The sequence below is a fragment of the Halorubrum aethiopicum genome (assembly GCF_001542905.1).
GTDB lineage: Archaea > Halobacteriota > Halobacteria > Halobacteriales > Haloferacaceae > Halorubrum > Halorubrum aethiopicum.
The window spans coordinates 251,008-274,858 of sequence record NZ_LOAJ01000001.1 but is presented as its reverse complement, the minus strand read 5'-3'; the positions used below and the strand labels follow the sequence as shown (position 1 = coordinate 274,858).

At 71.2% G+C, this 23,851-nt stretch carries 28 protein-coding genes and 2 tRNA genes; 13 read left to right on the top strand and 17 right to left on the bottom strand.

The genetic code is table 11. From position 1 onward, the window contains the following. The first annotated feature begins 60 nt into the window (after positions 1 to 60). The 7 genes from AXA68_RS01380 (at position 61) to AXA68_RS01355 (ending at position 6,027) form a co-directional block, all read left to right on the top strand. On the top strand, positions 61 to 606 hold the full coding sequence (locus AXA68_RS01380) for a hypothetical protein (protein WP_066411828.1): 546 nt from the start codon (positions 61 to 63) through the stop codon (positions 604 to 606). An 8-nt stretch (positions 607 to 614) separates the two neighbouring features. Beyond that, positions 615 to 1,085: a DUF5812 family protein gene (locus AXA68_RS01375; RefSeq protein ID WP_066411827.1), complete on the top strand. Its 471-nt coding sequence runs from the start codon at positions 615 to 617 to the stop codon at positions 1,083 to 1,085. An 82-nt stretch (positions 1,086 to 1,167) separates the two neighbouring features. Next, positions 1,168 to 2,052 carry a protein translocase subunit SecF gene (secF, locus tag AXA68_RS01370; protein ID WP_066411825.1) on the top strand — a complete coding sequence of 295 codons (885 nt, stop codon included), beginning with the start codon at positions 1,168 to 1,170 and terminating at the stop codon, positions 2,050 to 2,052. After that, entirely contained in the window at positions 2,052 to 3,686 is a 1,635-nt protein-coding gene (locus tag AXA68_RS01365; protein ID WP_066411823.1) for a preprotein translocase subunit SecD, read from the top strand. The genes secF and AXA68_RS01365 overlap by 1 nt, the downstream gene beginning before the upstream one ends. 74 nt (positions 3,687 to 3,760) lie before the next feature. Next, a complete protein-coding gene (locus AXA68_RS01360; protein WP_066411820.1) occupies positions 3,761 to 4,270 on the top strand; it encodes a metallophosphoesterase in 510 nt (169 codons plus the stop codon). Between the two features lie 447 nt (positions 4,271 to 4,717). Then, the gene (locus AXA68_RS17415; protein WP_262488572.1) at positions 4,718 to 4,846 is read left to right on the top strand and encodes a DUF7859 family protein; all 129 of its coding nucleotides are present in this window, start codon (positions 4,718 to 4,720) and stop codon (positions 4,844 to 4,846) included. 2 nt (positions 4,847 to 4,848) lie between these two features. Further along, positions 4,849 to 6,027 (top strand): inorganic phosphate transporter, encoded by a 1,179-nt coding sequence (locus tag AXA68_RS01355; RefSeq protein WP_066411818.1) that lies wholly within the window; start codon positions 4,849 to 4,851, stop codon positions 6,025 to 6,027. A gap of 307 nt (positions 6,028 to 6,334) precedes the next feature. Here the strand turns inward: AXA68_RS01355 and ygfZ are convergent, their stop codons facing one another. The 3 genes from ygfZ to AXA68_RS01340 form a co-directional block, all read right to left on the bottom strand. After that, the gene (gene ygfZ / locus AXA68_RS01350; protein ID WP_066411816.1) at positions 6,335 to 7,486 is read right to left on the bottom strand and encodes a CAF17-like 4Fe-4S cluster assembly/insertion protein YgfZ; all 1,152 of its coding nucleotides are present in this window, start codon (positions 7,484 to 7,486) and stop codon (positions 6,335 to 6,337) included. Between the two features lie 74 nt (positions 7,487 to 7,560). Then, the gene (locus AXA68_RS01345; RefSeq protein ID WP_066411814.1) at positions 7,561 to 7,860 is read right to left on the bottom strand and encodes a DUF6432 family protein; all 300 of its coding nucleotides are present in this window, start codon (positions 7,858 to 7,860) and stop codon (positions 7,561 to 7,563) included. 75 nt (positions 7,861 to 7,935) lie between these two features. Then, a complete protein-coding gene (locus AXA68_RS01340) occupies positions 7,936 to 8,457 on the bottom strand; it encodes an archaemetzincin family Zn-dependent metalloprotease (protein WP_066411799.1) in 522 nt (173 codons plus the stop codon). Between the two features lie 39 nt (positions 8,458 to 8,496). Here AXA68_RS01340 and AXA68_RS01335 point away from each other — a divergent pair, with 39 nt between their 5' ends. Beyond that, positions 8,497 to 8,961 (top strand): UPF0146 family protein, encoded by a 465-nt coding sequence (locus tag AXA68_RS01335; protein ID WP_066411794.1) that lies wholly within the window; start codon positions 8,497 to 8,499, stop codon positions 8,959 to 8,961. Positions 8,962 to 9,042: 81 nt separating this feature from the next. Further along, positions 9,043 to 9,912: a TIGR01548 family HAD-type hydrolase gene (locus tag AXA68_RS01330; protein ID WP_066411783.1), complete on the top strand. Its 870-nt coding sequence runs from the start codon at positions 9,043 to 9,045 to the stop codon at positions 9,910 to 9,912. A gap of 32 nt (positions 9,913 to 9,944) precedes the next feature. Here AXA68_RS01330 and AXA68_RS01325 read toward each other — a convergent pair. The 3 genes from AXA68_RS01325 to AXA68_RS01315 all read right to left on the bottom strand — a co-directional run bounded on the left by AXA68_RS01325 (position 9,945) and on the right by AXA68_RS01315 (position 10,697). After that, positions 9,945 to 10,020 (bottom strand) — tRNA-Ile (locus AXA68_RS01325). Between the two features lie 44 nt (positions 10,021 to 10,064). Then, entirely contained in the window at positions 10,065 to 10,529 is a 465-nt protein-coding gene (locus AXA68_RS01320; RefSeq protein ID WP_066411774.1) for a group I intron-associated PD-(D/E)XK endonuclease, read from the bottom strand. A gap of 60 nt (positions 10,530 to 10,589) precedes the next feature. After that, positions 10,590 to 10,697, bottom strand: a tRNA-Asn gene (locus AXA68_RS01315). 123 nt (positions 10,698 to 10,820) lie between these two features. Between AXA68_RS01315 and cca the strand changes: the two genes are divergently transcribed. Further along, positions 10,821 to 12,242, top strand: a complete 1,422-nt coding sequence (gene cca / locus AXA68_RS01310; RefSeq protein ID WP_066411773.1) for a CCA tRNA nucleotidyltransferase — start codon at positions 10,821 to 10,823, stop codon at positions 12,240 to 12,242. Between the two features lie 76 nt (positions 12,243 to 12,318). Here the strand turns inward: cca and AXA68_RS01305 are convergent, their stop codons facing one another. The 4 genes from AXA68_RS01305 to AXA68_RS01290 all read right to left on the bottom strand — a co-directional run bounded on the left by AXA68_RS01305 (position 12,319) and on the right by AXA68_RS01290 (position 14,670). Then, a complete protein-coding gene (locus AXA68_RS01305; protein ID WP_066411770.1) occupies positions 12,319 to 12,648 on the bottom strand; it encodes a hypothetical protein in 330 nt (109 codons plus the stop codon). Positions 12,649 to 12,732: 84 nt separating this feature from the next. Next, on the bottom strand, positions 12,733 to 13,098 hold the full coding sequence (locus AXA68_RS01300) for a fluoride efflux transporter FluC (RefSeq protein ID WP_066411767.1): 366 nt from the start codon (positions 13,096 to 13,098) through the stop codon (positions 12,733 to 12,735). After that, entirely contained in the window at positions 13,095 to 13,442 is a 348-nt protein-coding gene (locus AXA68_RS01295; protein ID WP_066411765.1) for a fluoride efflux transporter FluC, read from the bottom strand. The genes AXA68_RS01300 and AXA68_RS01295 overlap by 4 nt, the downstream gene beginning before the upstream one ends. Positions 13,443 to 13,482: 40 nt before the next feature. Then, positions 13,483 to 14,670 (bottom strand): ATP-binding protein, encoded by a 1,188-nt coding sequence (locus AXA68_RS01290; protein ID WP_080505130.1) that lies wholly within the window; start codon positions 14,668 to 14,670, stop codon positions 13,483 to 13,485. A gap of 567 nt (positions 14,671 to 15,237) precedes the next feature. On the opposite strand from AXA68_RS01290, the gene AXA68_RS01285 reads away from it, so the two are divergent. Further along, complete coding sequence (locus tag AXA68_RS01285) at positions 15,238 to 15,720, top strand: DUF7382 domain-containing protein (RefSeq protein ID WP_066411758.1); 483 nt, start codon at positions 15,238 to 15,240, stop codon at positions 15,718 to 15,720. 4 nt (positions 15,721 to 15,724) lie between these two features. Here the strand turns inward: AXA68_RS01285 and AXA68_RS01280 are convergent, their stop codons facing one another. The 6 genes from AXA68_RS01280 to AXA68_RS01255 all read right to left on the bottom strand — a co-directional run bounded on the left by AXA68_RS01280 (position 15,725) and on the right by AXA68_RS01255 (position 21,151). Continuing rightward, positions 15,725 to 16,519 (bottom strand): protein-L-isoaspartate O-methyltransferase family protein, encoded by a 795-nt coding sequence (locus AXA68_RS01280; RefSeq protein ID WP_066411754.1) that lies wholly within the window; start codon positions 16,517 to 16,519, stop codon positions 15,725 to 15,727. A 73-nt stretch (positions 16,520 to 16,592) separates the two neighbouring features. Next, entirely contained in the window at positions 16,593 to 17,273 is a 681-nt protein-coding gene (gene pcm / locus AXA68_RS01275) for a protein-L-isoaspartate O-methyltransferase (protein ID WP_066411751.1), read from the bottom strand. Positions 17,274 to 17,873: 600 nt separating this feature from the next. Next, positions 17,874 to 18,314: an Hsp20/alpha crystallin family protein gene (locus tag AXA68_RS01270; RefSeq protein ID WP_066411748.1), complete on the bottom strand. Its 441-nt coding sequence runs from the start codon at positions 18,312 to 18,314 to the stop codon at positions 17,874 to 17,876. 110 nt (positions 18,315 to 18,424) lie between these two features. After that, complete coding sequence (locus AXA68_RS01265) at positions 18,425 to 18,895, bottom strand: Hsp20/alpha crystallin family protein (protein WP_066411745.1); 471 nt, start codon at positions 18,893 to 18,895, stop codon at positions 18,425 to 18,427. A gap of 69 nt (positions 18,896 to 18,964) precedes the next feature. Continuing rightward, positions 18,965 to 20,476 carry a stage II sporulation protein M gene (locus AXA68_RS01260; RefSeq protein ID WP_066411744.1) on the bottom strand — a complete coding sequence of 504 codons (1,512 nt, stop codon included), beginning with the start codon at positions 20,474 to 20,476 and terminating at the stop codon, positions 18,965 to 18,967. A gap of 48 nt (positions 20,477 to 20,524) precedes the next feature. Beyond that, the gene (locus AXA68_RS01255) at positions 20,525 to 21,151 is read right to left on the bottom strand and encodes an MBL fold metallo-hydrolase (RefSeq protein WP_066411741.1); all 627 of its coding nucleotides are present in this window, start codon (positions 21,149 to 21,151) and stop codon (positions 20,525 to 20,527) included. 130 nt (positions 21,152 to 21,281) lie between these two features. Here AXA68_RS01255 and AXA68_RS01250 point away from each other — a divergent pair, with 130 nt between their 5' ends. Next, complete coding sequence (locus AXA68_RS01250) at positions 21,282 to 21,464, top strand: DUF5786 family protein (RefSeq protein WP_066411739.1); 183 nt, start codon at positions 21,282 to 21,284, stop codon at positions 21,462 to 21,464. A gap of 25 nt (positions 21,465 to 21,489) precedes the next feature. After that, positions 21,490 to 22,137: an endonuclease dU gene (locus AXA68_RS01245; RefSeq protein WP_066411737.1), complete on the top strand. Its 648-nt coding sequence runs from the start codon at positions 21,490 to 21,492 to the stop codon at positions 22,135 to 22,137. On the opposite strand, the gene AXA68_RS01240 is transcribed toward AXA68_RS01245, so the two are convergent. Beyond that, the gene (locus AXA68_RS01240; protein ID WP_066411736.1) at positions 22,129 to 23,790 is read right to left on the bottom strand and encodes a molybdopterin-dependent oxidoreductase; all 1,662 of its coding nucleotides are present in this window, start codon (positions 23,788 to 23,790) and stop codon (positions 22,129 to 22,131) included. The genes AXA68_RS01245 and AXA68_RS01240 overlap by 9 nt on opposite strands. Between the last annotated feature and the right edge of the window lie 61 nt (positions 23,791 to 23,851).

Here is a 23,851-nt window from a genome sequence, read left to right as displayed (position 1 = left end):
CGCGGGGTGTAAAACCTCGCGGACGAGGGGTTTAATCGGTCGTCGCTCCTACCTCGAACGATGACAGACAGCTACCGGGGGGTGTTCGGCGCGATCCCGTACGCGATCCGCACCACCGACTCGTGGACGATGCGCGTCTACGGGGTGATCGGCGCGCTGGCGACCGCGGCCATCGCGCTCGTCGTCACGCTCGCGCTCGTCGTCTGGATGGCGGAGACCGCCGGCGTCCCGAGCGGGACGTACCTGTTCACGCGCTCTCTGTACGTGGTCCTCGGCTTCGCCGCCGTCGCCCCCCTCCTGGCCCCGCTGCTCTTCGTCGCCCGCCGCCACCGTCGGGGGCTCCCCGTCGCGGCCGGCTACGACCGGAAGCTGGCGTACGCGGGCTTCCTCTTCCTGGCCTCGCTGTACCTCGGGCTGATCGTCACCGCGCCCGCGGACCTGCGCGACCCGACCGAGTCCGTGCTGCTGTCGGCGCTGTACGCGCTCCCGCGACCGGTCGGTGCGCTGTTCCCCGTCCTCGCCGCCGCGGTCGTGTTCTGGACGCACTACCGGCTCCGGGGCGGCGGCGAGGACGGCTCGAAACCCCGAAATGGCTCGGCGACCTAGCGCCGGCGATGACCGACGAAAAGGAGGGAACGTTCCTCGTCACCCACGTCGAGGAGGACTCCGCGGTGCTCAAGGACGCCAACGACGGCCAGGTCCACACGCTGAGCTCGAATCCGGGACTGGCGGTCGACGACGCCGTCGAGGCGACCGTCGCGCCCGACCCGCCGATGGAGGTCACCTATCGGGTGATCGAGGTCGCGGAGCGGCGGTCGCTCTCGCTCGAGCGGAGCGAGGAGCCCCCGACGGTTCACGAGCGCGAGCTCGCGGCCGACCTGGAGACGGGCGAGTTGACCCGCGAGCCGCGGGCGGGGATCGGCGAGATCCACGTGCTCTCCCCGCCGGCGGACGCGACCGAGGAGGCGGCCGAGGACGTGCTCTCGGACCGCGAGGGGACGCTCTCGCGGGCCGCGCGGCTCGGCGTGAACCGCGTCGAGGTCCGGGCGGAGCCCGGCGTGCTCAGCGTGCGGTATCTCCCCTGAACGCGCGATCGGTTCGCGGTCCCGTTTTCGACCGACTCGAGAGATAAGAAGGCTTATTCGGGCTCACGGACGAACCCGTTTCATGACAGCGATCGAGGTACCGGAGGTCGATTACACCGAGTATTCGAATCGCCAGCTCGTGCTCGTGCCGCTGGCGGTGCTCGCGGTGGCGGTGCTCGTGATCGGCGGCTGGTACGTCGCAACGGGCGCGCCGGCGACCCTCGGGCTGGAGTTCACCGGCGGCGTGGAGCTCCGGGTCGCCGACGACGGGGGCGGAGACGTCGAGGAACGGATCGAGACGGCGTTCGACCGCGACCCCGACTCGGTCCGCTCGATCCCCGCCGACGACGTGTACGTCGTGACCTTCCGCGCGGCCGACGACGACCCGGAGGGACTGGCGAGCGATCTGGAATCGCAGGCGGACGCGGCGGGGCTGTCGGTCGAGGCGATAGACCAGGTGTCGCCGAGCTTCGCGTCCGACACGGCGCGGACGACGCTGTTCGGGCTCGCGCTCGCGTTCCTCGGGATGAGCGTGCTCGTCTTCGCGCTGTTCCGGACGTTCGTCCCCTCCATCGCGGTCGTCGCCTCCGCCTTCTCGGACCTCGTGATCCCCGTCGCCGCGATGAACCTCCTCGGCATCGAGATGACGCTCGGCATCGTCGCCGCCCTGCTCATGATCATCGGGTACAGCGTCGACTCGGACATCCTGTTGAACAACTCCGTGTTGCGCCGGACCGGCGAGTTCTACGAGTCGGTGAGCCGCGCGATGCGGACCGGGGTGACGATGACGGTCACCTCCATCGCCGCGATGCTCGTGATGGCGGTCGTCGCGACGGTCTTCGGCGTCGGCCTCCTGCGTGACATCGGGATCATCCTCGCGATCGGGCTCTGTGCGGACCTGATGAACACGTACCTGCTGAACGTGGCGCTGTTGCGCTGGTACAAGTTCGAGGGGGTGAAACGCTGATGTTCGAACGAGTCAAGGAGAACTGGCGGGTGCTGCTCCTCGTCGTCGTCGTGCTCGGCGCGACGGTCGCGCTGTTCGCCCCGCAGTTCGCCCCCGAGACCGCGCCGGGCGAGTCCGCCGAGGACGCGACGCAGGGGGTGACGAACCTCCAGTACGGGCTCGATCTGGCGGGCGGAACCCGCATCCGCGCGCCGCTCGTCGGCTACACCGCGACGGGCGTCGACTTCGCGGGCGAGACCCCGACGCAGGTCGCGAGCGACGTCGCCGCCGAACTGGACGGCGTCTCGACGCGCGAGGTCGACGCCGTCCTCGGCGACGGGGGGACCGGGACCGGCGGAAGCGGCGGGACCGGAGCCGTGGAGGTCACGGCCACGTCCGTGAGCGAGACGGAGTTCCGCGAGGCGATGGACGCCTCGGGGTACGACTACGAGGCGATCAGGAGCGGCGTGACCCAGGAGACCCGCGACGCGGCGGTGGAGGTCATCCAGGGGAAGATCAACGAGGCGGGCCTCTCGGGCGGCAGCGTCCAGCAGGTCCAGTCGATCACCGGCGAGTACTTCATCCTCGTCGAGGTGCCCGGCCAGGGTCGCCAGGACGTGATCGACCTCCTCGAGGAGCGCGGGACCGTCGAGATCGCCATCGCGTACCCCGACTCGAACGCGACCGACGGCACGGCGAGGACCGACGGAATCCTGATCCAGAACGACTTCGAGAACATCGGGACCGCGAGCAGGCGGGAGGCGGGCTCCGGCGCGTACGTGCCGGTCTCCGTCGTCAACGAGGCCCCCGAGGGCGAGCGGTCGCCGGCCGAGCGGTTCCAGGCGGCCGCGGTCGAGTACGGCGTCGCGAGCGCCTCGGGCGGCGCGCGCTGTGACTACGACCTGGAGACGAACTCACTCGGCGAGTCCAGCGACTCCTGTCTGCTGCTCGTCGTCGACGGCGAGGTCGTCAACGCGTTCGGGATGGACGACGGTCTCGCACGCAGCATGGCGAGCGGGGGCTGGGCGGACAGCGGGAACTTCCGGCTGACGACCACCTCCTTCGCCGACGCACAGACCATCTCGATCAACCTCCGTGCGGGCGCGCTCCCCGCCGAACTCGACATCAGCGGACAGGGGACCTCCTCGACGATCTCCGCCGCGCAGGGGGAGAACTTCCGGCTCTACTCCGCGATCGCCGGCGTCTTCGCGGTGTTCGCGGTCGCGGGCGTGGTGTTCCTCCGCTACCGCGAGCCGAAGGTGGCACTCCCGATGATCGTCACCGCGCTCGCGGAGGTGTACGCCCTGCTCGGGTTCGCGGCGCTCGTCGGGTATCCGCTCGAGCTCGCGGTCATCGCCGGCTTCATCGCCGTGGTCGGGACGGGCGTCGACGACCTCGTGATCATCGCCGACGAGGTGATGAGCGAGGGCGAGGTCAACTCCCGGACGGTGTTCGACTCGCGGTTCCGCCGGGCGTTCTGGGTGATCGGCGCGGCCGCGGCGACGACCATCGTCGCCATGTCGCCGTTGATGGTGTTGAGTCTCGGCGACCTCTCCGGGTTCGCGATCTTCACCATCCTCGGCGTGCTCATCGGCGTGTTGATCACGCGGCCCGCCTACGGCGACATCCTCCGGCGGCTGTTGACGGTTCGGTAGACCTGTCGCCGATCCGCTCACGTCCGGCTCGTTCACCCGCGACGCTTAACCGCCGCGCGCCGGAAGCCGACGCCATGCTCGTCGTCGTCTCGGACACCCACAGCACCGACGATCCGAAGCTCCGCGGTCGGACCCGCGAGGCGGTCGAGGCGGCCGAGGTCGTCGTCCACGCGGGCGACTTCTACCGCGAGCCGGTCCTCGACGCGTTCGAGCGGGCGGCCGACTCGCTCCGCGCCGTGTTCGGCAACAACGACGGGGCGGCGATCCGCGAGCGGCTCTCGGAGGTCCGCACCGTCGAGTTCGGCGGCGTCCGCCTCGCGGTGACGCACAGACACCGGAGCGGCGACACCGGGCTCGTCATGCTCGCCCGCGGCCGCGACGCCGACGCCGTCGTCTGCGGTCACAGCCACCGGCCGCGCTTCGACGACTCGACCGCGGTCCCGATCCTGAATCCGGGCAGCCACGCACAGCCGCGGGGGAATCGCCCGGCCCACGCGGAGCTCGAACCGACGGACGACGGGCTCGACGGACGGCTCGTCACGCCCGACGGGGAGGTGTTCGAGCGGTTCCGGATCGGGAGGTAGGACCGGGCGACTGCCGGAAGCGGATCGGACGACCGTGGAGAGGAAGAGCACACGCGTCCGTCCCGCGTCTCGACGGAGGGGGGATCGGTCGGACGGATGGGGACGGACGGCCACGACTCCCCGCTTCGGCCCGGTCGGACGGGCGGCCGTCGGGGAGGCGGCCGTCGTCCGGAGGCGTCGACCGTCGGACGAGGGGGGATCGTCCGAGCGGACGGAGGGCGGACGTGTGCCTCGATCGCGGGGGGATTCCCGGGTACCGGCGTCGATCGGTACTCGGCGGAGGGCCGAAGCGGGGGTCGCGGTTGGACATGGGCGGCGTACCATATTATAGGTGTTCGAGGCACAAAGACGCGTTTTAGTGACCGCGTCGGGTCGGCGGTCCGCCCGTCGCGTCCGACCGGCGGGTGGGTCGAAACGCCTAACTCGGTGCCGACGGATATCCGTTACATGATATCGGTCGAGCCGCTGTTCGTGCTCGTTCTCGTCGGCCTCCTTGGGCTGTTCTTCTTCGGCTTCCTCCTCGTCCGGCGCACCCTGATGGGGCTGCGTGAGGGGTACGAGGACGGGCAGCGATAGCGATGGTCGTCGTCACGACCCTCACGCTCCTCGTCGCCGGCGTCGCGAGCCTCTTCATGGCGTGGTCCATCGGGGCCGGTTCCTCCGGCTCGACCCCGTTCGCCCCGGCCGTCGGGGCCAACGCCATCTCGGTGATGCGCGCCGGCCTCGTCGTCGGCGTCCTCGGCCTCCTCGGGGCGATCCTCCAGGGGGCGAACGTCACCGAGGCGGTCGGCACCGAGCTGATCGGTGGGGTCACGCTCACCGCCACCGCCGCCATCGTCGCGCTCGTCACCGCCGCGGTGCTCGTCGCGATCGGCGTCTTCGCCGGCTACCCGATCGCGACCGCGTTCACCGTCACCGGGGCGGTCGTCGGCGTCGGCCTCGCGATGGGCGGCGACCCCGCGTGGCCGAAGTACACCGAGATCCTCACGCTGTGGGTGCTCACCCCGTTCGTCGGCGGCGGGATCGCCTACGGCGTCGCCCGGACGCTGATCGGCGACCGCCTCCCGGAGCGCGGGCTCACGGCGGCGCTGGCCGGCGTCGTCGGCGCGATCGTCGCCAACGTCGGGTTCGCGCTGCTCGGCCCCGACGGCGAACAGGCGTCGATCGCCGAGGCGGTCTCCGTCGAACTCGGCGTCTCCGGCGGAATCGGCGTCGTCGCCGCCACGGCGGCGATGGCGGCGATCGTCGCGGCCGCGGTGTACGTCGACATCGGCCGGGACCGCGAGGGCGCACAGCGCCGCTTCCTGCTCGCGATGGGGGGGCTCGTGGCGTTCTCCGCCGGCGGGTCGCAGGTCGGTCTCGCCATCGGTCCGCTCGTGCCGATCTTCTCCGGGGTGGGCGTGCCGCTGTGGGCGCTGCTCGTCGGCGGCGGGGTCGGCCTGCTGGCCGGCTCCTGGACCGGCGCGCCGCGGATGATCAAGGCGATCTCACAGGACTACGCCTCGATGGGGCCGCGGCGGTCGATCTCGGCGCTGATCCCCTCGTTCGCCATCGCCCAGACCGCCGTCGCGTTCGGGATCCCCGTCTCGTTCAACGAGATCATCGTCTCGGCGATCGTCGGTGCGGGGTACGCCGCCGGCGACGCGGGGGTGAGCCGGTCGAAGATGGGGTACACCGTGCTCGCGTGGGTCGCCTCGCTCGTCGGGTCGCTGGCGCTCGGGTTCGGCGTCTACTCGGTCGTAGCGTTGGCGTTGTGATCGGTGGGTTAGGGCCTCCGATCACCCGTCCGAAGCGGGATTCGTGCTGCGTAGTACGCTTCCAAAGCCCCAGCCGCTCGGCTGTACGGAGTGAAACAGACGACTACGGAGAACATCTCCAAAGCCCCAGCCGCGAGGCGCTACGCGCCTCGGGCAGCCGGCGACTGCCCCTTTGAATCCCGCCCGACCGCAACCGCCCCACACCTCACGCCTCCCCAGCCTCGCTGCTCACTTCGTTCGCAGCGTCCCTCGCGGTCGGGTTCGCGCCCTCCGGGCGCTCACCGGCGCGCCACCGCGTTTGGTCCTCTCAGTCGCTCGGGTACGTCGGCAGCCGCCCGGACCGGGCGCTTCCCTCGACGAACGGGAGGTCGGTCCGGGTCGCATCGACCTCCGCGCCGTCGACGCGCACGGTGACCGACTCCGCCGCGGCGTCGAAGTCGACGAGCGCGAAGGCGATCGGCTCCTCGAGGGCCGGGCCGACCACCGCCCGGGTCACCTCGCCGACCGCCGCGTCGCCGGCGAAGACGGCCGCGCCGCGGTCGGGAAGCCGGTCCGTGACGCCGTCGGGGTCCGCGTCGCCGTCGATCCCGGCGAGATCGTCGACGAGGCCGTCGAGCGCGAGTCCGACCAGCCGGCGGCTCGGTCGGCCCTGGTTCTCGACGCGGGAGACGACCTCCTGGCCCACGTAACACCCCTTCTCGAAGTCGAGGGCGTTGCGGATCCCGAGCACGTTCGGGATCGTTCCCTCGAGTTCGTGTTCGAAGAGCGGCGTGCCCGCCTCGAGGCTGAGCGCGTCCCACGTCCGGTAGCCGAACGGGGCGGCGTTGAGCCCGCGGTTGACGAGCGTGTCGAACACGTCCGGGGCGTCCCCGGCCCCGCACACCACCTCGTACCCCTCCTCGCCGAGCGGCGCGTCGGTCGCGATCACCGTGACGCCGGCGTCGACCATCGACCCGCGTACGAACGACAGCGGCTCCTCCGGCGCGCCCGGCCCGCCCAGTACGGAGGCGATCTTCTCCGTGGATTTCGGGCCGTGGACGCCGAAGACGCCGAACTCCGCGGAGACGTCGGCGATCTCGACGTCCTGGATGAACACCTTCCCCGCCCAGTCCTCGCGGACGGGCTCGGCGCGCTCGGGTGGGACGAAGACGAGCAGCCGCTCCTCGGCGTTGTAGACGTACATGTCCGTCTCGATCCCGCCCTGCGGGTCGCACAACAGCGCGTAGACGCCGCGGCCGTCCTCGGCGGGGACGCGGTTGCTGACGGCGTTGTCGACGAACTCCACTCGGTCCTCGCCCGTGACCGAGAGCACGCCGTATCCCATCTCTATCGCGCCCACGACGTTCCGGACGGCCTTCCCGACGCGGGCGGGCTTGCCGTAGTGGTCGACGACCTGTCTGCCGCCGCGGTCGCGATAGCGCGCGCCGTGACCGTCGTGGGCGTCGGAGACGAGCGTCATGGCTCCCTCCAGTCGCGGCACGGCCAAAAGGTCGCGGTTCGCGGGCGGCGGGGCGGTCGGATCCCCCTCGAGGACTACAGTCCGAGCCGCTCTCTGATGCTTTCGAGGAGCCCGCCGGTCGGCTTCGATTCGTCGGGCTCGGAGTCCGGAACGACCCGGTCGTGCGGGTAGACGCGGACGCGATCGCCGCTCTCGACGGTGATGAGCGAGTCCTCCTTCAGCGCCGAGAGCGCGTCCTCGACCGCGTCGATGTCGGCGTCGACGGCCGCCCGGAGCTCCAGAACCGTCATCCCCTCGTCGCCGCGGTCGACCAGCGCGTCGAGCAGCGCGACCTGGACGTCCGGCCGGTCGCGGTACTCCGACTTTGCGGCCATGTCCCGAACATGGACCGGGCGGGGTTTACCTCTACCGGCGGAGCGGGTCGGCGTGACCCACCGGCGACGGTCCTCTCACCGGACGTGTCGCGAGCAGGTGCCACAGAGGTTCTCCTCTTTCACGTCGACCTCGCGGACCGTCGGCGAAAAGGACATCACGCACTTGCTGTTGTCGCAGTGTTCCAGACCGAGGGTGTGACCGATCTCGTGGACGACCTCCTTGCGGACGCGGTCGGCGAACACGTCGATCGCGGGCTTCGTCGACACGCCGCCGTCGGAGGAGGTCCGGAGCCGGTGCGTCGAGATGACTGAGCCGCTGCCGTTGAGGTACGCCAGCCCGAACACGTAGTTCCGCCGGCGGTAGTAGAGGTCCTGCGGCGTGATCCCGATGTTCTTCTCGCCGCCGCCGACGCGACCCACGACCTCGATGAGGTCCTCCGCGCGGTACTGGCCCCGGCCGTCGTCGTAGGCGGTCTCCGGAACCGCCTGGTCGTCGTGGACCGTCACGTCACAGTCGTATACCGACCGCAGCACGGCGGAGGCCTCCCGCTTCACTCGCGGGGAAACCTCCCCGACGGGCACGATGTCCACGAGCATGGAACGACTTTTGACCGCCGCGGTCATAAACCCCCCGCCGTGGAATCCCCCTCACGTCGTGCGCTCGTCGCCGAACTCGATCGGTTCGACCGACTCCTCGAGGTCGGCTGCGGCGACCGCCTCGGCGTCGCGAGGAACCTCGCCGACCGCGGCCGCGACGTGATCGCGATCGACGTCGAGGTCGACGGCTCCGGCGACGAAGACCCGCGGGTCGACGGCTCGCTCCGCGTCCGCCGCGGCGACGTGGTCGCGCTCGCGGACGCGGCCGATCCGTCGTCGGCGCTCGCGATCGGGAACGAGGACGCGGCGGGGGTCGACGCGGTGTACGCCCGCCGCCTCCCGGCGGAGCTTCAACGCCCCGCCCTCGAGTTGGCGACCCGCCTCGACGCCGCCTGCCTGTTCACCACGCTCGGGTTCGAGGAGCCGGTCGTCCCCGTACGACGCCGGTCGATCCCGGGTACGACGCTGTACGTCGCGCGCGCTCCCGGCGACTCGTTCCCCTGATTCGTTTCCGCGGGACTCGCCTTCCACGGAGCGAACCGCGGGAACCCGAACGTTCATTTTGCCCCCTGCCGGCCTACCGGTATGCAGGTCGACGCCGTCGTGCTCGACATCGATGGGGTGTTGGTCGACGTCGCGGACTCCTACCGCCGGGCGATCATCGAGTCGGTCGACCGCGTCTGCGGCAAGACCATCGACCGCGAGGCGATCCAGTCGTTCAAGGACGCCGGCGGCTTCAACAACGACTGGGAGCTGACGTACGCGGCCGCCCTCTTCGTGTTGGCCCGCCGCGAGGGGCTCCGGATGGACGTCGAGGCGTTCACCGACCGGATCGCGGCCGACGAGGAGGGTGGCGGCCTCGCGGCGGCGAAACGGGTCGTCGCCGACCTCCCCAACGTCGCGCAGGCGCGGGTTCGCGACCAGTGGGACACGGACCGCCTCCACGACGTGTTCCAGGCGCTGTACCTCGGCGAGGAGCTGTACCGCGATCTCGAGGGCGGTGACCCGCCGGTGTCGACGACGGGGTACATCCACGACGAGCCGACGCTCGTCGATCCGGCGACGATCGCGGACCTGACCGATCGCTTCGACGTGGGCGTGTTGACTGGGCGGCCCGCCGCGGAGGCCGAGATCGCTCTGGAGCGCGTCGGGCTCGAGATTCCTGAGACCCACCGGTTCACGATGGACGACTGGGAGGAGGGGAAGCCGCACCCGCGGGCGCTCGTCGAACTCGCCGAGCGGTTCGACGCCGAGCGGGTCGCGTTCGCGGGCGACACCCTCGACGACGTGCGGACCGCCCGGAACGCGGACCTCGAGGACGACTCGCGCGTCTACTACGCGGTCGGCGTCCTGACCGGGGGACTGACCGGCGAGGACGGAACGCGGGCGTTCAGCGAGGCGAGGGCCGACGCGGTTCTCGAGGACGTGAACGGGCTGGTGGACCTCTTGGAGTAGCGTTCACGATTCCGGAACGACTGCCTCGAAAATGGGCCTTGCCGGATTTGAACCGGCGATCACTCCGTTATGAGCGGAGGGCTTTGAGCCAGACTAAGCTAAAGGCCCACGTCGATCTCTGGTACTGGAGGAACGTTCTTTAGGTTACCGCATTACTCCGACCCGAGCCCGTCGAGAACCGCGTCGAGTCGGTACTCCGTGTGCCAGTTGACGTTCGTACGGTTGTTGTTCGCGGCGGGTTCGTACCGGATGGTGGTCGTTGCCGCTCCCGCGTCGTCGATCGGAACGAGATACACCTCTTCCATCCGGACATTCAGGACGGCGAAGTAGTCGATCTCCCCCTCGTAGCCCTCGCGTTCGTATCCCTCGCTTTTCGTCCGGACGCTTCTAGTCCGAAACTCCACTGTACCGTCGTTTCTCCCGTCGTACGCCGTTTTGATCTGTAGCCGATAGAACTCGTCGTCGATCCTGACGACGAGGTCGTACGGTTCGTTATCGTACGCCGGGGTGAGCACGGAAACGTCGCGGGCGATCAGTTCTGCCGTGACGATCGCTTCCGTGGCCTGTCCGCGTTTCTGTGGTTCTCCGAGGCGATCGTACTGTTCGAAACGCGACATACGACGCGTTGTGCCGTCATCGTACAAAACGCGTGGTCGTCATCGGAAGCGTAGGAAGGACGCCGAAGCCAGGACTCGAACCTGGGACCGCCTCGTGACTGCGACGTTCGGGGGAAAACCGCCGATCGTCGTAACAGCGAGGCGCTCTACCAACTGAGCTACTTCGGCTTGATTCATCGTACTCGCGTGGTTTTGATAGGGCTTTCGTTTCCGCCCGACCCGGCTCGAGGGCTCTCCCCTCCCACTCTCGACGACCGACACGCTTTCGGCCGGACCGCGAGAAGCCCGTGTATGGCCGACCTCGACGCGGTGCTGTCGCGCGTCCGTGAGCGCGCCCTGCCGGACGCGGAGGAACGCGAGCGGCTGCGGGCGACGGCCGCCGAGTTGACCGAGCGGACCCGGGCGGCGATCGCGGACCTCCCGGTCGAGGCCGACGTGGTCCAGGTGGGCTCGACCGCGCGCGGAACGTGGGTCTCCGGCGACCGCGACATCGACCTCTTCGTTCGGTTCCCGCCGAACCTCGACCGCGAGGAGCTCGAGGAGTACGGGCTCGCGGTCGGCCACGCGGTCCTCCCGGAGGGCCACGAGGAGTACGCCGAACACCCCTACGTGAAGGGCGTCTTCGAGGGGTTCGACGTCGACCTGGTCCCCTGTCACGACATCGAGACGGCGGGCGATCTGATCTCCGCCGTCGACCGTACGCCCTTCCACGACGCGTACCTCACGGAGCGGCTCGACGACGACCTCGCCGGCGACGTGGTCCTCGCGAAGGCGTTCCTCAAGGGGGTCGGCGCGTACGGGAGCGACCTCCGGACCGAAGGGTTCTCGGGATACCTCACCGAACTGCTCGTCGCCGAGCTCGGCGGCTTCGTCCCGCTCGTCGAGTCCGCCCGGAGCTGGCACCCGCCGGTGGAGTTCGACCCCGAGGGGCACGCCGAACGGACGTTCGAGGACCCGCTCGTCGTCGTCGATCCGACGGACCCGACGCGCAACGTCGCGGCGGTGTTGTCGGCGGCGAACCTGGCGCGATTTCAACACTACGCCCGGGACCTGCTCGCGACGCCCCGCGAGGCGCTGTTCGAGCCGCGGGCTCCCGAGCCGCTCGACGCGGGCGAGGTCCGCGATCACCTCGACAGACGCGAGACGACGCCGGTCGCCGTCGTCTTCGACGCCCCGGACGTCGTCGACGACCAGCTGTGGCCCCAGCTCCGACGGTCGCTCGACGGCGTCGTCCGCGGCCTGAACGAGCACGGTTTCGACGCGCTCCGCGCTCGGGCGATGGTCGCGGACGGCGGCGACGGGGGCGGTGAGAGCGTCCGCGACGGGAGCGCCCGCGACGGAAACGCCCGCGACGAGCGGGCGGCCCTGTACGTCGAGGTCGAGACGGCGACCCGGCCTGCGGTCGAGCGCCACGAGGGGCCGCCGGTCGCCGTGCGGAAACACGCCGACCGCTTCTACGAGTCGTACGCGGACGACGTCGATCCCGACACGTACGGGCCGTTCATCGACGGGAACCGGTACGTCGTCGAGCGCGAGCGGGAGTTCACCACGGTCCGCGGATATCTCGAGAGCGACGCCGCCGGCGACGTCGCGCTCGGCGCGCAGATCGAGCCGGCGTTCACGCACCGGGACGTGCTCGTCGGCGACGCCGTGGCGACGCTCGCCGACCGCTTCGGGAGGGACCTCCGGGAGTTCTACGAGCCGCGTCCGTGAGGCCGGCCGAATCGGTCGACGTCGCGGGTTGGGTCAAGCGCGGTCGGGTCCGGTCGAGTCGACGTCGCGGGTCGGGTCAAGCGCGGTCGAGGACGCGGGTCAGGTAGTAGAGCCCGAGCAGGACGAGGACGACGACGACGCCGACCGCCGAGAACAGCGCGGCGACGCGGGGGAACGCCATCCAGAACGCGATGTAAAACGAGAACCCGAAGGCGAGAAGCACCGCGACCACGACGCCCCGGGTCGGGTTCTGGACGGCCGCGACGAACACCCGCTGTGGCAGCGAGAGGTCCGCGAAGTCCACGTCGGCGACGTCGCTCGGAGCGTCGGATTCGCTCGCGTCCGTGACGCCGGATCCGCCGTCCTCCCTCGCGGACTCCGTCGGTGCGTCGGCGTCGTCGTTCACGCCGCGTCGTACGCCCCGGTCCGCCCTGTACCTGTCGCTCCCGTCGCGGGTACCGCGTCGACGAGTGCCGTCGTCGCGATGGCGTCACGGCGTTGCGACGGCGACGATCGCCGCTCCGAGGAGGACCGCGGCGACCGCCGCGAGGAGGACGCCGAGGGCGAACCCGACGGCGACCCCGGATTCGCCGCTCTCCGCGGCGCTAACCGTCTCGACCGCGAACGACGAGAACGTCGTGAACGCGCCGCAGAACCCGACGCCGATCCCCAGCGCGACGGCGGAGCCGACGGGAGCGGCGAGCACGGCACCGAGCGCGAGGCTCCCGAGGACGTTGACGGCGACGAGCGACCGGCGTCCGGAGACGGCGAGGCCGACCAGGTGGCGACACGTCGCGCCCGCCGCGCCGCCGAGGCCGACCGCGACCGCTCCGAGAAGCGGGCTCGCCGCCGTCACCGTCGCCTCCCGACGGCGAGCCCCGCCAGCGCGGCCGCGAACCCGAGGCCGTAGCTCGCGGCGACGTAGGCCGTCCCGCCGACCGCGCCGAGGGCGACGGCGTCGGTCGCGAAGGTGCTGTACGTGGTGAACGAGGAGATCACGCCGGTTCCGAGGAAGAGGCGCGTCCGCGGACCGACCGCCCGGGTGACGAGAACCCCGAGCGCGAACGATCCGACGACGTTCACGAGGAGCGTTCCGGCTCCGGTGACGTCGCCGGCGGCGACGTCGACGCCGTACCGCGCCAGCGCGCCGACGAACCCGCCGAGCGCGACGAGACCGATCCCCGGAACCGTTCGTTCCATGGCCGTCCCTCCGGGCGGACCGAGTTGTGCGTTCCGATGCTCACCGGCCGTGCTCGGTCGGCGCGATCCGCCCGGTCCCCGTCGCTCGCTTGGCTCGTGTCGCCCGTTCGGCCTGTGCCGCCCGCTCGGCTCGTGTCGCCCGCTCGGCCGCCTCCGTGTCGCCGGCGCGGGGATTTCCGCCGCCGTGTGGCGTTCGCCGCTCCCGCACGCGGACCGCGTGGGCCGTCTCGCTCGCGTCGTCGACGACGAGCGCCTCGCCGGTGCCGGTGGGCAGCCGGGCGGCGAGGTCGCCGGCGAGGTACGTCGCCTCAGCCGTCGCCAGCGCGTCCACGTCGGGGCCGGCCGTGAGCCGGTGTGCCACGAGGAGGTCGGACTGCGAGACGGCGACGTCCGGCAGCGCGCTCGGCCGCTGCGTCGCACAGACGAGCGACACGCCCGGCGCGCGGCCGCGCGTCAAGAGTGTCCGGAGCGCCGGGTCGGCCACGCCGTCGAAGAAGGCGTGCGCCTCGTCCACGAGCAGCCAGGGAAGCCGGTCGACGGTCCCGTTCACTCGCGCGTCGTACAACCCGCGGGCGACCGCGCGGACGACCGCCCCGGCGGCGGCCTCGGGAACCCCCGACAGGTCGATCACGGTCGGCTCGCCGCTCGCGACGAGGGACGCGACCGGCGGGGCGGCCTCGTCGAAGACGCCCCAGGACTCCGCCAGCCGGAGGTGGTTCCGAACCGCCCGGCGCGTTCGGTCGGGGGCGTCGGCCTCCGAGACGGCCCACCGGAGCGCGTCGATCGACGGGGAATCGCCGTCGACTCCCGCGGTTTCGACCGCGTCGGCGACGACCCGCCACAACAGGCTTCCGGGGCCGCCCGCGGGGTCGAGTCCCACGAGGTCGGGCCAGACCGAGGCCGGAACCTCGGTCGGTCGGATCGTGGGATCGACGACCCGTCCGCCGGCCTCGGTCAGCCCGTCGAAGACGCCCATCGGATCGACGACGACGGGAGCGACCCCGGTCGCGTCCGCGAGCCCCTCCGCGATGACGCCGAGGGTGTACGACTTCCCGGTGCCGCGTTTCCCGAGGACCACCGCCGCGTGCGGGGAGTCGGCGTCGACCCCGACGGCCGCCCCGTCGCTGCCGTCCCGCGCCAGAAAGGAGCCGAGACGGACCGTCGCCGGTGATGGGTTCTCCCCGTCATCCGCTCCGTCTCCGTCGTCGTCCCGTCCGAGAACGTTCATGCGCGGGATCGCGCGGCATCGAATAAAAGCCGTCGCGCGGCGGCGAGGACGGTGACTCGCTTGCTTGGATCCGTCGAGATCCTCAGCGGATAATACGCTTTGACTGGCTCCGATCAGTACAGCCGAAGCAAGAGCGATCGCCGGAGTGGTGGCGCGCCGGTGAGCGCCCGGAGGGCGCGAACCGTCCGCGAGGGACGCGGCGAGCGGAGCGAGCCGCGAGGCTGGGGAGGCGTGAGGTGCGGGGCGGTTGTGGTTGGGTGGGACTCAAAGGGGCAGTCGCGAGGGCGAAGACGCGCGAAGCAAGCACCGCAGGGAGCGAGTGAAACGAGCGACCGAGGAGCACAGCGAGCGCATCGAGTCCTCGCGACTGGGGCTTTGGACGTGTTCACCGCGCCAGCAACGATCGCGTTTCTGTCAGAGTAAGACCACCTGTAACACCCGTACCACTAGCACTCGAAATATAGCGGCTGTTTCAGCTCATTCCATATCCGACCGATCGGGTCTCAACGGAACTGCTCTCCCGATCCCGACCGACTACTTATATACTAATCCGCGGCCACCGGTCGTATGCTCGACTCGAAGTCGGACACGTCGGACTCGAAGGCCGGTGTCGGATCGTTTCTCGACGACCGCCGCGCGATCGAGGGGTTGCCGGTCAGGCTGGTGATCGCCCTCGTCGTCGGCGTCGCGAGCCTCAGCGTGATGATGGGGATGATCGGCGACATCGACGGGCTCTCGTCGACGGAGATCGACGCGCAGCCGCAGCCGGAGGTGACGACGCCGGGGTCACAGACGCTCGACGTCGCGGTCGTCGACCCGGACGGCAACCGCGTCTCGGACGCGACGGTGATCGTCCGCGGCGGCTCCGCACGACTCGACGGGCTCGCTACCGCGAAGTCCGACTCGGACGGGATCGCCAGCGTCGACGTGTCGCCGACGCTGGGATCGAATCAGCTCGATGGGACGCTCTCGATCGACGTCAAACCGCCCGCGGGAAGCGACTTCGTCGACGAGCGCGGCAACACGGAGGTGCTCGTCGTCGCGGAGTAGGCTCTCACAGCCGCTCGTCCCAGTCGATCCACTCCTGCTCCCAGCCGGTTCGCGCGAAGTACCCCTGCTCGGCGAACTCGGCGTCCTCGCGGCGTGTCCGGTTCCGCTCGACTCCGGCCTGTTCGCCGTCGACGAGCATCGGACGGAGCCGCGCGGGTCCCGCCTCCTCGACGGTTCGGAAGCCGTCGGGTGCGGGGTCGTCGTTCCCGGCGCGGTCGACGCGATCGGTCGGTTCGACGCCGTCGGCCGGCTCGATCGCGACGATCGTCTGATCACCGGCTCCGCGCGGGTACACGATCCGACCCGCCTCGTCGAGCTGGTCGCGGAGCGCCCGCGGCGGCGTCACGACGGCCGCCTCGACGAGGACCCGGTCGTACGGGGCGTACTCCGGGAGCCCTCCCGCGCCGTCGCGGCGGTCGACGAGGACGGCGTCGTAGCCGGCGTCCGCGAGGTTCGAGCGGGCGAGGTGGACGGCGCGTCGGTCGATGTCGATCGCGTGGACGTGGCGCGCGCCGACGATCTCGGCGAGCGCGGCGCTCGTGTAGCCGATACCGGCCCCGACGACGAGCACGTCGTCTCCCTCCTCGGCGTCAACCGCGGCAAGCATCCGCGCGACGGTCGCGGGCGCGAGCGCCCGCGTTCCGGCCTCCTCGCTCGCGTCGTTCGCGTACGGCGCGTCGTCCACGAACGCCTCGCGGGGGACCGTCTGGAGCGCCGACAGCACCGACGCGCCGAGGGGCTCGCCGAGCTGGTGTTCGAGCCCCTCGATCATGTCGGCCCGGAGCGCCGCTTCGTCCATGCCCGTTCTCGGCGGTCCGTGGTCTAAAACCGCACGCTCCGCGCGGGGTGGCGTAACGGGCGGAATCCGCGACTCACCGCATCGGGACGAACCGCACCCCGCCGTGGTCCTCGCGGTCGACGCCGTCGTCGCGGACGGTCAGCCGGACGAGCCGCTGACTCGCGCCGGATCGACCGGCTCCGATGCTGCCGAGGAGGCCGCTCCCGTCGTCGTTCGACTCCACGGGGGCGACGACGTGGCCCCCGATCCGCGTCCGCTCGACGATCTCGCCGGGAACCTCCCCCGGAGCGGCACAGGTGAGGTAGGCGGCGTCGAAGGGGGCACACTCCTCGAACGCGGTCCGTCCGTCCCCGGCTCGCACGGTCACGTCGTATCCCAGTCGATCCAGCCGCTCGCGAGCGGCGTCGGCGAGTTCCGGGACGTACTCCACGCTGTAGACGTTCCCGGGACCGACGATCTCGGCGACGACCGCGGCGTGATAGCCACAGCCCGTGCCGACCTCGAACACCCGGTCCCCCGAGGAGACCTCGAGGAGGTCGACCATGACCGCCACCATGTGCGGCGCGCTTATCGTCTGTCCGTGGCCGATCGGCAGCGGTCGGTCCGCGTACGCGTGCGAGCGGTCCTCCTCCGGAACGAACTCGTGGCGGGGGACGGCGGCGATCGCCGACAGGGTCCGATCGCTCGCGTCGGTCCGTCGCCGGAGGTGCTCGACGAGTCGTCGGCGCTCCGCGGCGTGATCGACGTCGCCCATGCCACGTCGTAGCATTCCCGTCGTGGAGAAGCTATCGACGTGAAGGAGTTCGGCGTGACGCGGGAGTTCGATCGAACCGTTTCGGAGCGGTCCGGTCCCGTTCGCCGTTCGACGAGGGCGTGATCCGGCGCGTCGAGCATGCTACTGTACGGGTGCTACAGATGGTCTTACTCTGATAGAAACACGATCGTTTCTGGCGCAGTGAACTCTTTCAAAGCCCCAGCCGGCTCCGGTCGAGGGCCTCGCTGTGCTCCTCGTCGCTCGCGTTGCTCGCTCCTGCGGTGTCGCCGGCGGCTCCGCCGCCGGCTGCCCGTGGCGCGTAGCGCCACGCTGCTTGCGTCGGCCGTCTTCCCGGAGCCGGCTGCCTCTTTGAGTCCCACCCTGCAGCGCCCAGCACCGCCCCGCACCTCACGCCTCCCCAGCCTTGCTGCTCACTTCGTTCGCAGCGTCCCTCGCGGTCGGGTTCGCGCCCTATCGGGCGCTCACCGGCGCGCCACCGCACCGCGACCGCTCACTCTGTTGCCTGTACTGACCGATCGTCGGATCGTTTGGCGAGGGTCGGATACCGTTCCGTGCCACCCCCCGTTCGCGGACGATCCGCTATTCGATGTCGATCCGGTGGCCGTCCTCGCGGTCGTCCCGCCTGTTGGGCAGGGTAACGGTGAGGACGCCGTTCCGGTACGTCGCCTCCGCGCCCTCCGGGTCCACGCCGGTCGGGAGGTCGATCGTCCGGGTCACCGACTCGTGACGCCGCTCGCGACGGAGGTACCGGTGCCCGCCGTTTCCGTCGCCCGTCTCGCCGTCCCCCGTTTCGTGCTCCGCGTCGCGCTCGGCGCGGATCGTGAGCCGGTCGTCGTCGACGCGGACGTCGATGTCCTCGCGGTCGTATCCGGGCAGGTCCGCCATCACGACGAGTTCGTCGTCGTACTCGGCCACGTCGATGTCGGCGGTCCGGAGGCCGCGGCGACCCGTCAACCCCTCGCCGAAGGGGCTTCGTCCGAAGAACTGCTCTATCTCCTCGAAGGGGTTGGATCCGTTCATCGTTGTTCGCCCCTAGAGAGGCTCGCTGAGCTATTAAATCGGGATGGAAGGTTGCTAACTGCCGCCGTGGCACGCGGCGAACTCGATCGAATTCGGCCGGGATCCCGCGATCAGTTGACGTCGATCCGGTGGCCGCTCGCGCTGGCGGCGGACCGTTTCGGCAGCGTGACCGTCAACACGCCGGCGTCGTACGTCGCGCTCGCCCCGCCCGGCTCGACCGCCGCCGGCAACGGGATCCGCCGGGAGGCCGACCCGTGACGCCGCTCGCGGAGGTGGTAGCGTCCCCCGTCGTTCGCGTCGTCCGCGTCGCTCGCGCTCGTCGCGTTCGCGTCGCCCGCGTCCGCCTCGCCGCCCGGCGTCGCCCCCACGGTGAGCGTCTCGTCTCTGAGTTCCACGCTGATCTCCTCTTCGTCGAACCCCGGCAGATCGGCGAGCACGGTGACCTCTTCGCCGCCTTCGATCACGTCGACGTCGACGCTCGAGTCGGTCGGCACCTCGAGGCCCGTGCCGAGCTTCTCGAGTTCGCGGTCCATGCGCTCGAACAGCTCCTCGATGTCCTGGAGGGGATCGCGTCGGGTCATACGGGTCAGGATTCGACCCGGATCGACTTGAACGTGTGGGCGTCGGGTCGTCGCCCCCGTCGTTCGCCGCTAGAGGAACGGCCGCCAGTAGTACGGGCTGACGAAACCCTCGATGAGCGCGGCGACCGCGAGGAACGCGCCGATCCCGACGGTCACCCAGAACGCGTTCTCGATCGCGTCCGCGAACCCGACGCGGCTCAGCCGTCCCCGGAACGCCCGCCAGGCGACGACGCCAAGCCGGACCCCGAGCGCGCCCGAGACGACGATCGCCGGGATCTCGAGGAGCCCGTGCGGGACCACGAACGCGACGAGCGCGGGGAGGTTCTGTTCCAGCGCGGCGATCGCGCCGAGCGCGACCCCGTTGAACGCGATCGACGAGAGCGCGGGCAGGACGAGCGCGACGCCGCCGAACGCCGTGGCGATCGTCACCGTCCAGTTGTTCCCGAAGAACTCGAGGGCCGCGGCCGGCGGGAGGTGCCCCGCGAGCCGCGCCTCGATCGAGGTGGGGACGATCCCGACGAACGGCTCGGCCAGCGTCCAGCCCGCGACGCCGCCCGCGACGCCGACGGCGGCGACGAGGAGGTGCGTGCCGGGGGTCCGCCGGACGAACGCGAGCGTCTCGCCCACGCCGCGGCGGACGCCGCCGGTGACCTGCGCGCGCACGCCCGCCTCCGGGGGATCCAGGGGGTCGACCGTGCCCCGGTGGTCGCCGTAGAGGACGGTCTTGAGGAGGTCCAACGCCGGCGCGGCGACGACCGCGCTGGCGAGCGCGACGACCGCGCCGCCGCCGAGGAACGCCAGCGCGGACGCGGCCGAGGAGATCGCGACGACGACGCCGACGGCGACGACGAGGTAGGCGATGGCGTCGACCGGGTTCGCGCGAACGAACCCGCCCGCCCCCTCGACCGCCTCGACCACGCCCGCGTCGTCGACGACGATCGCTGGAGGGGCGAACGCGAAGACGATCCGCACGAGGAGCAGCGCGATCCCTCCGACGACGAACGCGACGAGCCCGACGAGCGCCCCGACGAGCGGCCCGCCGGCGAGCGACGCGACGCCCACGACGACGCTCGCGAGCAGGATCACGCCGAGCCACAACAGGAGCTCCGCGACGTAGAGCCCGAGGAACGTGAGCCAACGACCGCGAACGCCGGCGATACCGGCGGTCAACCCTCGCTCTCCCCGGAGCCGGGCGATCACGGCGCTCATCTGACCGGCCGAGACCGCCGCGTACGCGAGAACCGCGAGGAGGACCGCGGCCGCGCTCCCGACGGCGACGAGCGCGACCGCGGTCGGCGAGACGAGCGGCTCGAGGGCGGGTGCGAGTCCCTCGGCCCACCGCTGGACGGCCTCCGGATCCTCCACGTCCGGCGGCGTCAGGTCGGTTCCCGCGAGCGCCTCGCCGGCGGCGTCGAGCCGTCCGGTGAGCTCGGCGTGGAGGTACGCGCCCGCGAGCGCGACGAGGAGGACTGTGCGGGCGATCACGGGGACGGCGGTCCCGAGGAAGTAGAACGGGAGTAGGTCCGCCGGTCGCCGTCGGAGGGTCGAAACGGTGGCCGTGACGGCCGTCGACAGGTCCATGCCACCCGGTTCGACCGTGTGACACTTAAGAGCGTATGCCGCCGTCCCTCACTCCTCGGGGTACTTCGGTTCGCGGCGCTCGGCCCGCTCGGTCGCGCGCTCGATCACCTCCCGGACGGTGTCGGAGCCCTCGCTCGCCCGGTAGACGTCGCCGTGGCCGGGGTACATCGCCTCGACCGTGTCGGGGAGGCGCTCGAGGAGGGTACGGAGGCTCTCGATCAGGCGCTCGCGCGACTGACCCGCCATGTCGGTCCGGCCGAACGAGCCGTCGTCGAACGCCCCGTCGTTGTAGACGACGACGTCGCCGGTGTAGACGCGCTCGTCGCCCACGAGCGAGACGTGGTCGTCGGCGTGGCCGGGCGTCTCCACGACCGTACACGGCTCGCTCCCGACGAGCACCTCGTCGCCGTCGCGGAGAGCCACGTCGCGGCGCGGGTGGTCGGCGGCCGCCAGCAGTCGTGGCTCGAACCGGTCGAGGACCGCGTCGAGCTCGCCGACGTGGTCGTGGTGTTGGTGCGTGAGGACGACGCGGTCCAGCTCGTCGACGTGCTCGGCGATCACGTCCGCGACCCCCGGCATCGTCCCCGCGTCGACGAGGGTGGTCGCCTCCCCGGGAACCAGGTACGCGTTGCAGGTGAACTCCTCGGCGTCGGCGGTGACGGTGATCGGCTCCATGTACGCACTACCCGGCCCGCCGGACAAAAACGTGTGCGACCGCGCCGCGGTCGCGAGCCGCCGACGAAATCGCCCGACTACTGATCCGCCACGGGATTTATACGCTACGGTCCACTATTCCCGAGTACACATGGGCTTCGGAAGCTACGACGAATCCGAACAGGAGAACCAGGACCTGGATGCGGACTTCGACGACGACGACGGCGTCCGAGCCGCCCAGGAGACCCACGACGGGTCCGTCGAGTACGAGCCCGGCGCGTCGAACGACGAACTGCTCGACCGGCTTCAGGAGATCAAATCCGAAGGGACGTGACGGACCGCGAGGCGTTCTCGAACTCGTGACCGATCCGCCGAGCCGGACGCTCGGCGTCGCCTTCTCCGACGGGGACCGCGTGAGCCGGATCGCCGGCGCGGTCCTCCGAGCCGACGCCACCCTCGACGGGTTGGCCTACGGCGCGTGTACCGTCGGCGGCACCGACGCCACCGACGCGGTCGTCGACCTCGTGGCCGACCTCGACCGCGAGGACGTTCGCCACGTCTGTATCGCCGGGGTCGCGCCCGCGTGGTTCAACCTCCTCGACTTACGCCGGATCCGCGAGGAGCTCGACCGCCCCGTCTCCGCGGTGAGCTACGAGGCCAGCCCCGGACTCGAACCCGCCCTTCGGGAGGCGTTCGGCGGCGGTGAGGGCGACGACGCCGGTGCCGGTAACGACGCCGACGGCGACGACCTCGCGGAGCGACTGGCCGTCTACCGGTCGCTGCCGCCCCGTCGCCGGGTCGAACTCGGGGGGTCGAACTCGGCGGATATCGAGTCGGATACGTCCGATCCCCTCTTCGTTCGCGCGGTCGGCCTCGCCGACGACCGCGCCGCCGCGATCGTCCGGTCGCTCGTCCGCGAGGGGTTCCGCCGGCCCGAGCCGCTCCGGGTCGCGTCGATTGCGGCGAGCGCCCACCGGGAGGCGGTTCCCGACGCTTCCTTATTCTGAGTTCGACGCGACCTCGACGGTCCGCCGGTGCCACCCCGTCGACCCGCCCGGCCGCGGCCCCGTCCGCTCCTCGGTCTGGACCGTCCCGTCGCGGCGGACCGCGCGGACGACGACGTCGAACTCGGTCCGGTCGGGCGCGTCGAACGCGTACCGCCAGCGCCGCCACGCGTGCGGGGCGATCTGCGGCTCCAGCTCCCCCGCGTTCCACGTCTCCCCGCCGTCGACGCTGACCTCGACGCCCGCCAGCTCCTCGAGGCCGGTCTCCAGCCCGCCGAACGCGACCCCGCCGACGAGGACCCGGTCGCCGTCGCGGACGCCGGTCCGCACGTACGACATCGTGTTCGCGACCGCCTCCTCGTCCCAGCCGCGCTCCTCCCAGTACGCCTCGTGGTCGGCGCCCGAGACCTCGATCCGCTCTATCCACTTCGTCATCTTCATGCCGTACCGACCGGGGACGAGCAGTCTGGCCGGGAACCCGTGTTCGGTCTCCAGCGTCCGGTCGCCCATCCCGTAGGCGATCAGGATGTCGTCGCGCTCGACGATCTCCATCGGGATCGCCTCGCTGTAGCCGTCGGCGGCGTGCGTGACCACGTCGACCGCGCCCTCGGCCGGGTCCGCCGCCGCGACGAGGTCGGACAGTTGGACCCCGGTCCAGTGGGCCGTGCCGATCAGGTCGCCGCCGACCTCGTTGGAGATACAGACCATCGTCGTCGTCTGCTCGAGGCTCTCCTCGTGGCCCACCAGGTCGTCGTACGCGAGCGAGTACGGCTCCGCGACCGCCCCGTCGACGTCGAGGCTCCACGACTCGGGATCGACCACCGGCGGGTTCACGTTCACGTCGACGACGTAGTGGTCCGCCGGCGGCGTGACCGCGGGCGGCATCGTCCCGAAGTAGAACCCGGGGTCCCCGCTCGGCGGCGACACCGACCGCTCGAGCGGCTCCGCGACCCGCTCGCTCTCCTCCGGGCCGCCCAGCCGACCGAACAGGAACCGGAGTCCCGCGAGGGGGACGCTCCCCGCGACCGCGAGCCCGCCGACGCGCCGGAGGAACCCCCGTCGCCCCCGAAGCCGGTCGGTTCCCCGGACCCGTCGGGCGACGAGCGCGGGCGGCACGACGGCGACGGCGACGCCGACGACGAGCGCGAGGGAGATCCCCGCGCCGACGGCGAGAAACAGCGGGAGCGTCGCGGCGACGGCGACCGCCGCGACCGCGGAGCCGGTCCGCGCCCGGAGGGCGTTCGGGATCGACCGGTTCCCCGTCCGCTCGTCCGCCGGTCCTCCCGCCCGATCGGCCGCGACGGGGAGGAGGACCCCGACGGCCGCGGCCGCGACGACGACGGCGGCGACCAGGCCGGCGACGAGCGTCGGCGTCGCGTAGAACCCGAGGAGGTCGATCGCGATCGTCGACAGCCAGCCGGGCGAGAGCGCGATCACCCCTTCGGCGACGGGCTCGATCCCGAACCCGCCGACGAGGGGCGCGGCCGCGAACAGCCCGGCGACCCACGCCGCGCCGACGACGCCCCCGCCCAGCGCCCGACGGAGGACCGTCTCGCGGTCGATCGCGGCGGCGGGATCGTCCCCGTTCCCGTCGCCGTCCCCGCGCTCCGTTCGACCCGCGGCGTCGCTCCCGTCGTCGGACGCGCTCGGACCCATGGCGATCACCCGTCACCGGCGGTTCGGGACGGTTCGACCACCGCGGCTCCGCGGTGCGCGT

Bases quoted from the DNA above. Each gene is read 5' to 3' on its own strand.
- AXA68_RS01360 (WP_066411820.1), top strand. From the start codon at position 3,761: ATGCTCGTCGTCGTCTCGGACACCCACAGCACCGACGATCCGAAGCTC.
- AXA68_RS01380 (WP_066411828.1), top strand. From the start codon at position 61: ATGACAGACAGCTACCGGGGGGTGTTCGGCGCGATCCCGTACGCGATC.
- AXA68_RS01320 (WP_066411774.1), bottom strand. From the start codon at position 10,529: ATGTCGCGTTTCGAACAGTACGATCGCCTCGGAGAACCACAGAAACGC.
- AXA68_RS01355 (WP_066411818.1), top strand. From the start codon at position 4,849: ATGGTCGTCGTCACGACCCTCACGCTCCTCGTCGCCGGCGTCGCGAGC.
- AXA68_RS01365 (WP_066411823.1), top strand. From the start codon at position 2,052: ATGTTCGAACGAGTCAAGGAGAACTGGCGGGTGCTGCTCCTCGTCGTC.
- AXA68_RS01260 (WP_066411744.1), bottom strand. From the start codon at position 20,476: ATGGACCTGTCGACGGCCGTCACGGCCACCGTTTCGACCCTCCGACGG.
- AXA68_RS01375 (WP_066411827.1), top strand. From the start codon at position 615: ATGACCGACGAAAAGGAGGGAACGTTCCTCGTCACCCACGTCGAGGAG.
- AXA68_RS17415 (WP_262488572.1), top strand. From the start codon at position 4,718: ATGATATCGGTCGAGCCGCTGTTCGTGCTCGTTCTCGTCGGCCTCCTT.
- AXA68_RS01255 (WP_066411741.1), bottom strand. From the start codon at position 21,151: ATGGAGCCGATCACCGTCACCGCCGACGCCGAGGAGTTCACCTGCAAC.
- AXA68_RS01295 (WP_066411765.1), bottom strand. From the start codon at position 13,442: ATGGAACGAACGGTTCCGGGGATCGGTCTCGTCGCGCTCGGCGGGTTC.
- cca (WP_066411773.1), top strand. From the start codon at position 10,821: ATGGCCGACCTCGACGCGGTGCTGTCGCGCGTCCGTGAGCGCGCCCTG.
- pcm (WP_066411751.1), bottom strand. From the start codon at position 17,273: ATGGGCGACGTCGATCACGCCGCGGAGCGCCGACGACTCGTCGAGCAC.
- AXA68_RS01330 (WP_066411783.1), top strand. From the start codon at position 9,043: ATGCAGGTCGACGCCGTCGTGCTCGACATCGATGGGGTGTTGGTCGAC.
- ygfZ (WP_066411816.1), bottom strand. From the start codon at position 7,486: ATGACGCTCGTCTCCGACGCCCACGACGGTCACGGCGCGCGCTATCGC.
- AXA68_RS01240 (WP_066411736.1), bottom strand. From the start codon at position 23,790: ATGGGTCCGAGCGCGTCCGACGACGGGAGCGACGCCGCGGGTCGAACG.
- AXA68_RS01265 (WP_066411745.1), bottom strand. From the start codon at position 18,895: ATGACCCGACGCGATCCCCTCCAGGACATCGAGGAGCTGTTCGAGCGC.
- AXA68_RS01290 (WP_080505130.1), bottom strand. From the start codon at position 14,670: ATGAACGTTCTCGGACGGGACGACGACGGAGACGGAGCGGATGACGGG.
- AXA68_RS01270 (WP_066411748.1), bottom strand. From the start codon at position 18,314: ATGAACGGATCCAACCCCTTCGAGGAGATAGAGCAGTTCTTCGGACGA.
- AXA68_RS01340 (WP_066411799.1), bottom strand. From the start codon at position 8,457: ATGCTCGTGGACATCGTGCCCGTCGGGGAGGTTTCCCCGCGAGTGAAG.
- AXA68_RS01280 (WP_066411754.1), bottom strand. From the start codon at position 16,519: ATGGACGAAGCGGCGCTCCGGGCCGACATGATCGAGGGGCTCGAACAC.
- AXA68_RS01250 (WP_066411739.1), top strand. From the start codon at position 21,282: ATGGGCTTCGGAAGCTACGACGAATCCGAACAGGAGAACCAGGACCTG.
- AXA68_RS01345 (WP_066411814.1), bottom strand. From the start codon at position 7,860: ATGGCCGCAAAGTCGGAGTACCGCGACCGGCCGGACGTCCAGGTCGCG.
- AXA68_RS01285 (WP_066411758.1), top strand. From the start codon at position 15,238: ATGCTCGACTCGAAGTCGGACACGTCGGACTCGAAGGCCGGTGTCGGA.
- secF (WP_066411825.1), top strand. From the start codon at position 1,168: ATGACAGCGATCGAGGTACCGGAGGTCGATTACACCGAGTATTCGAAT.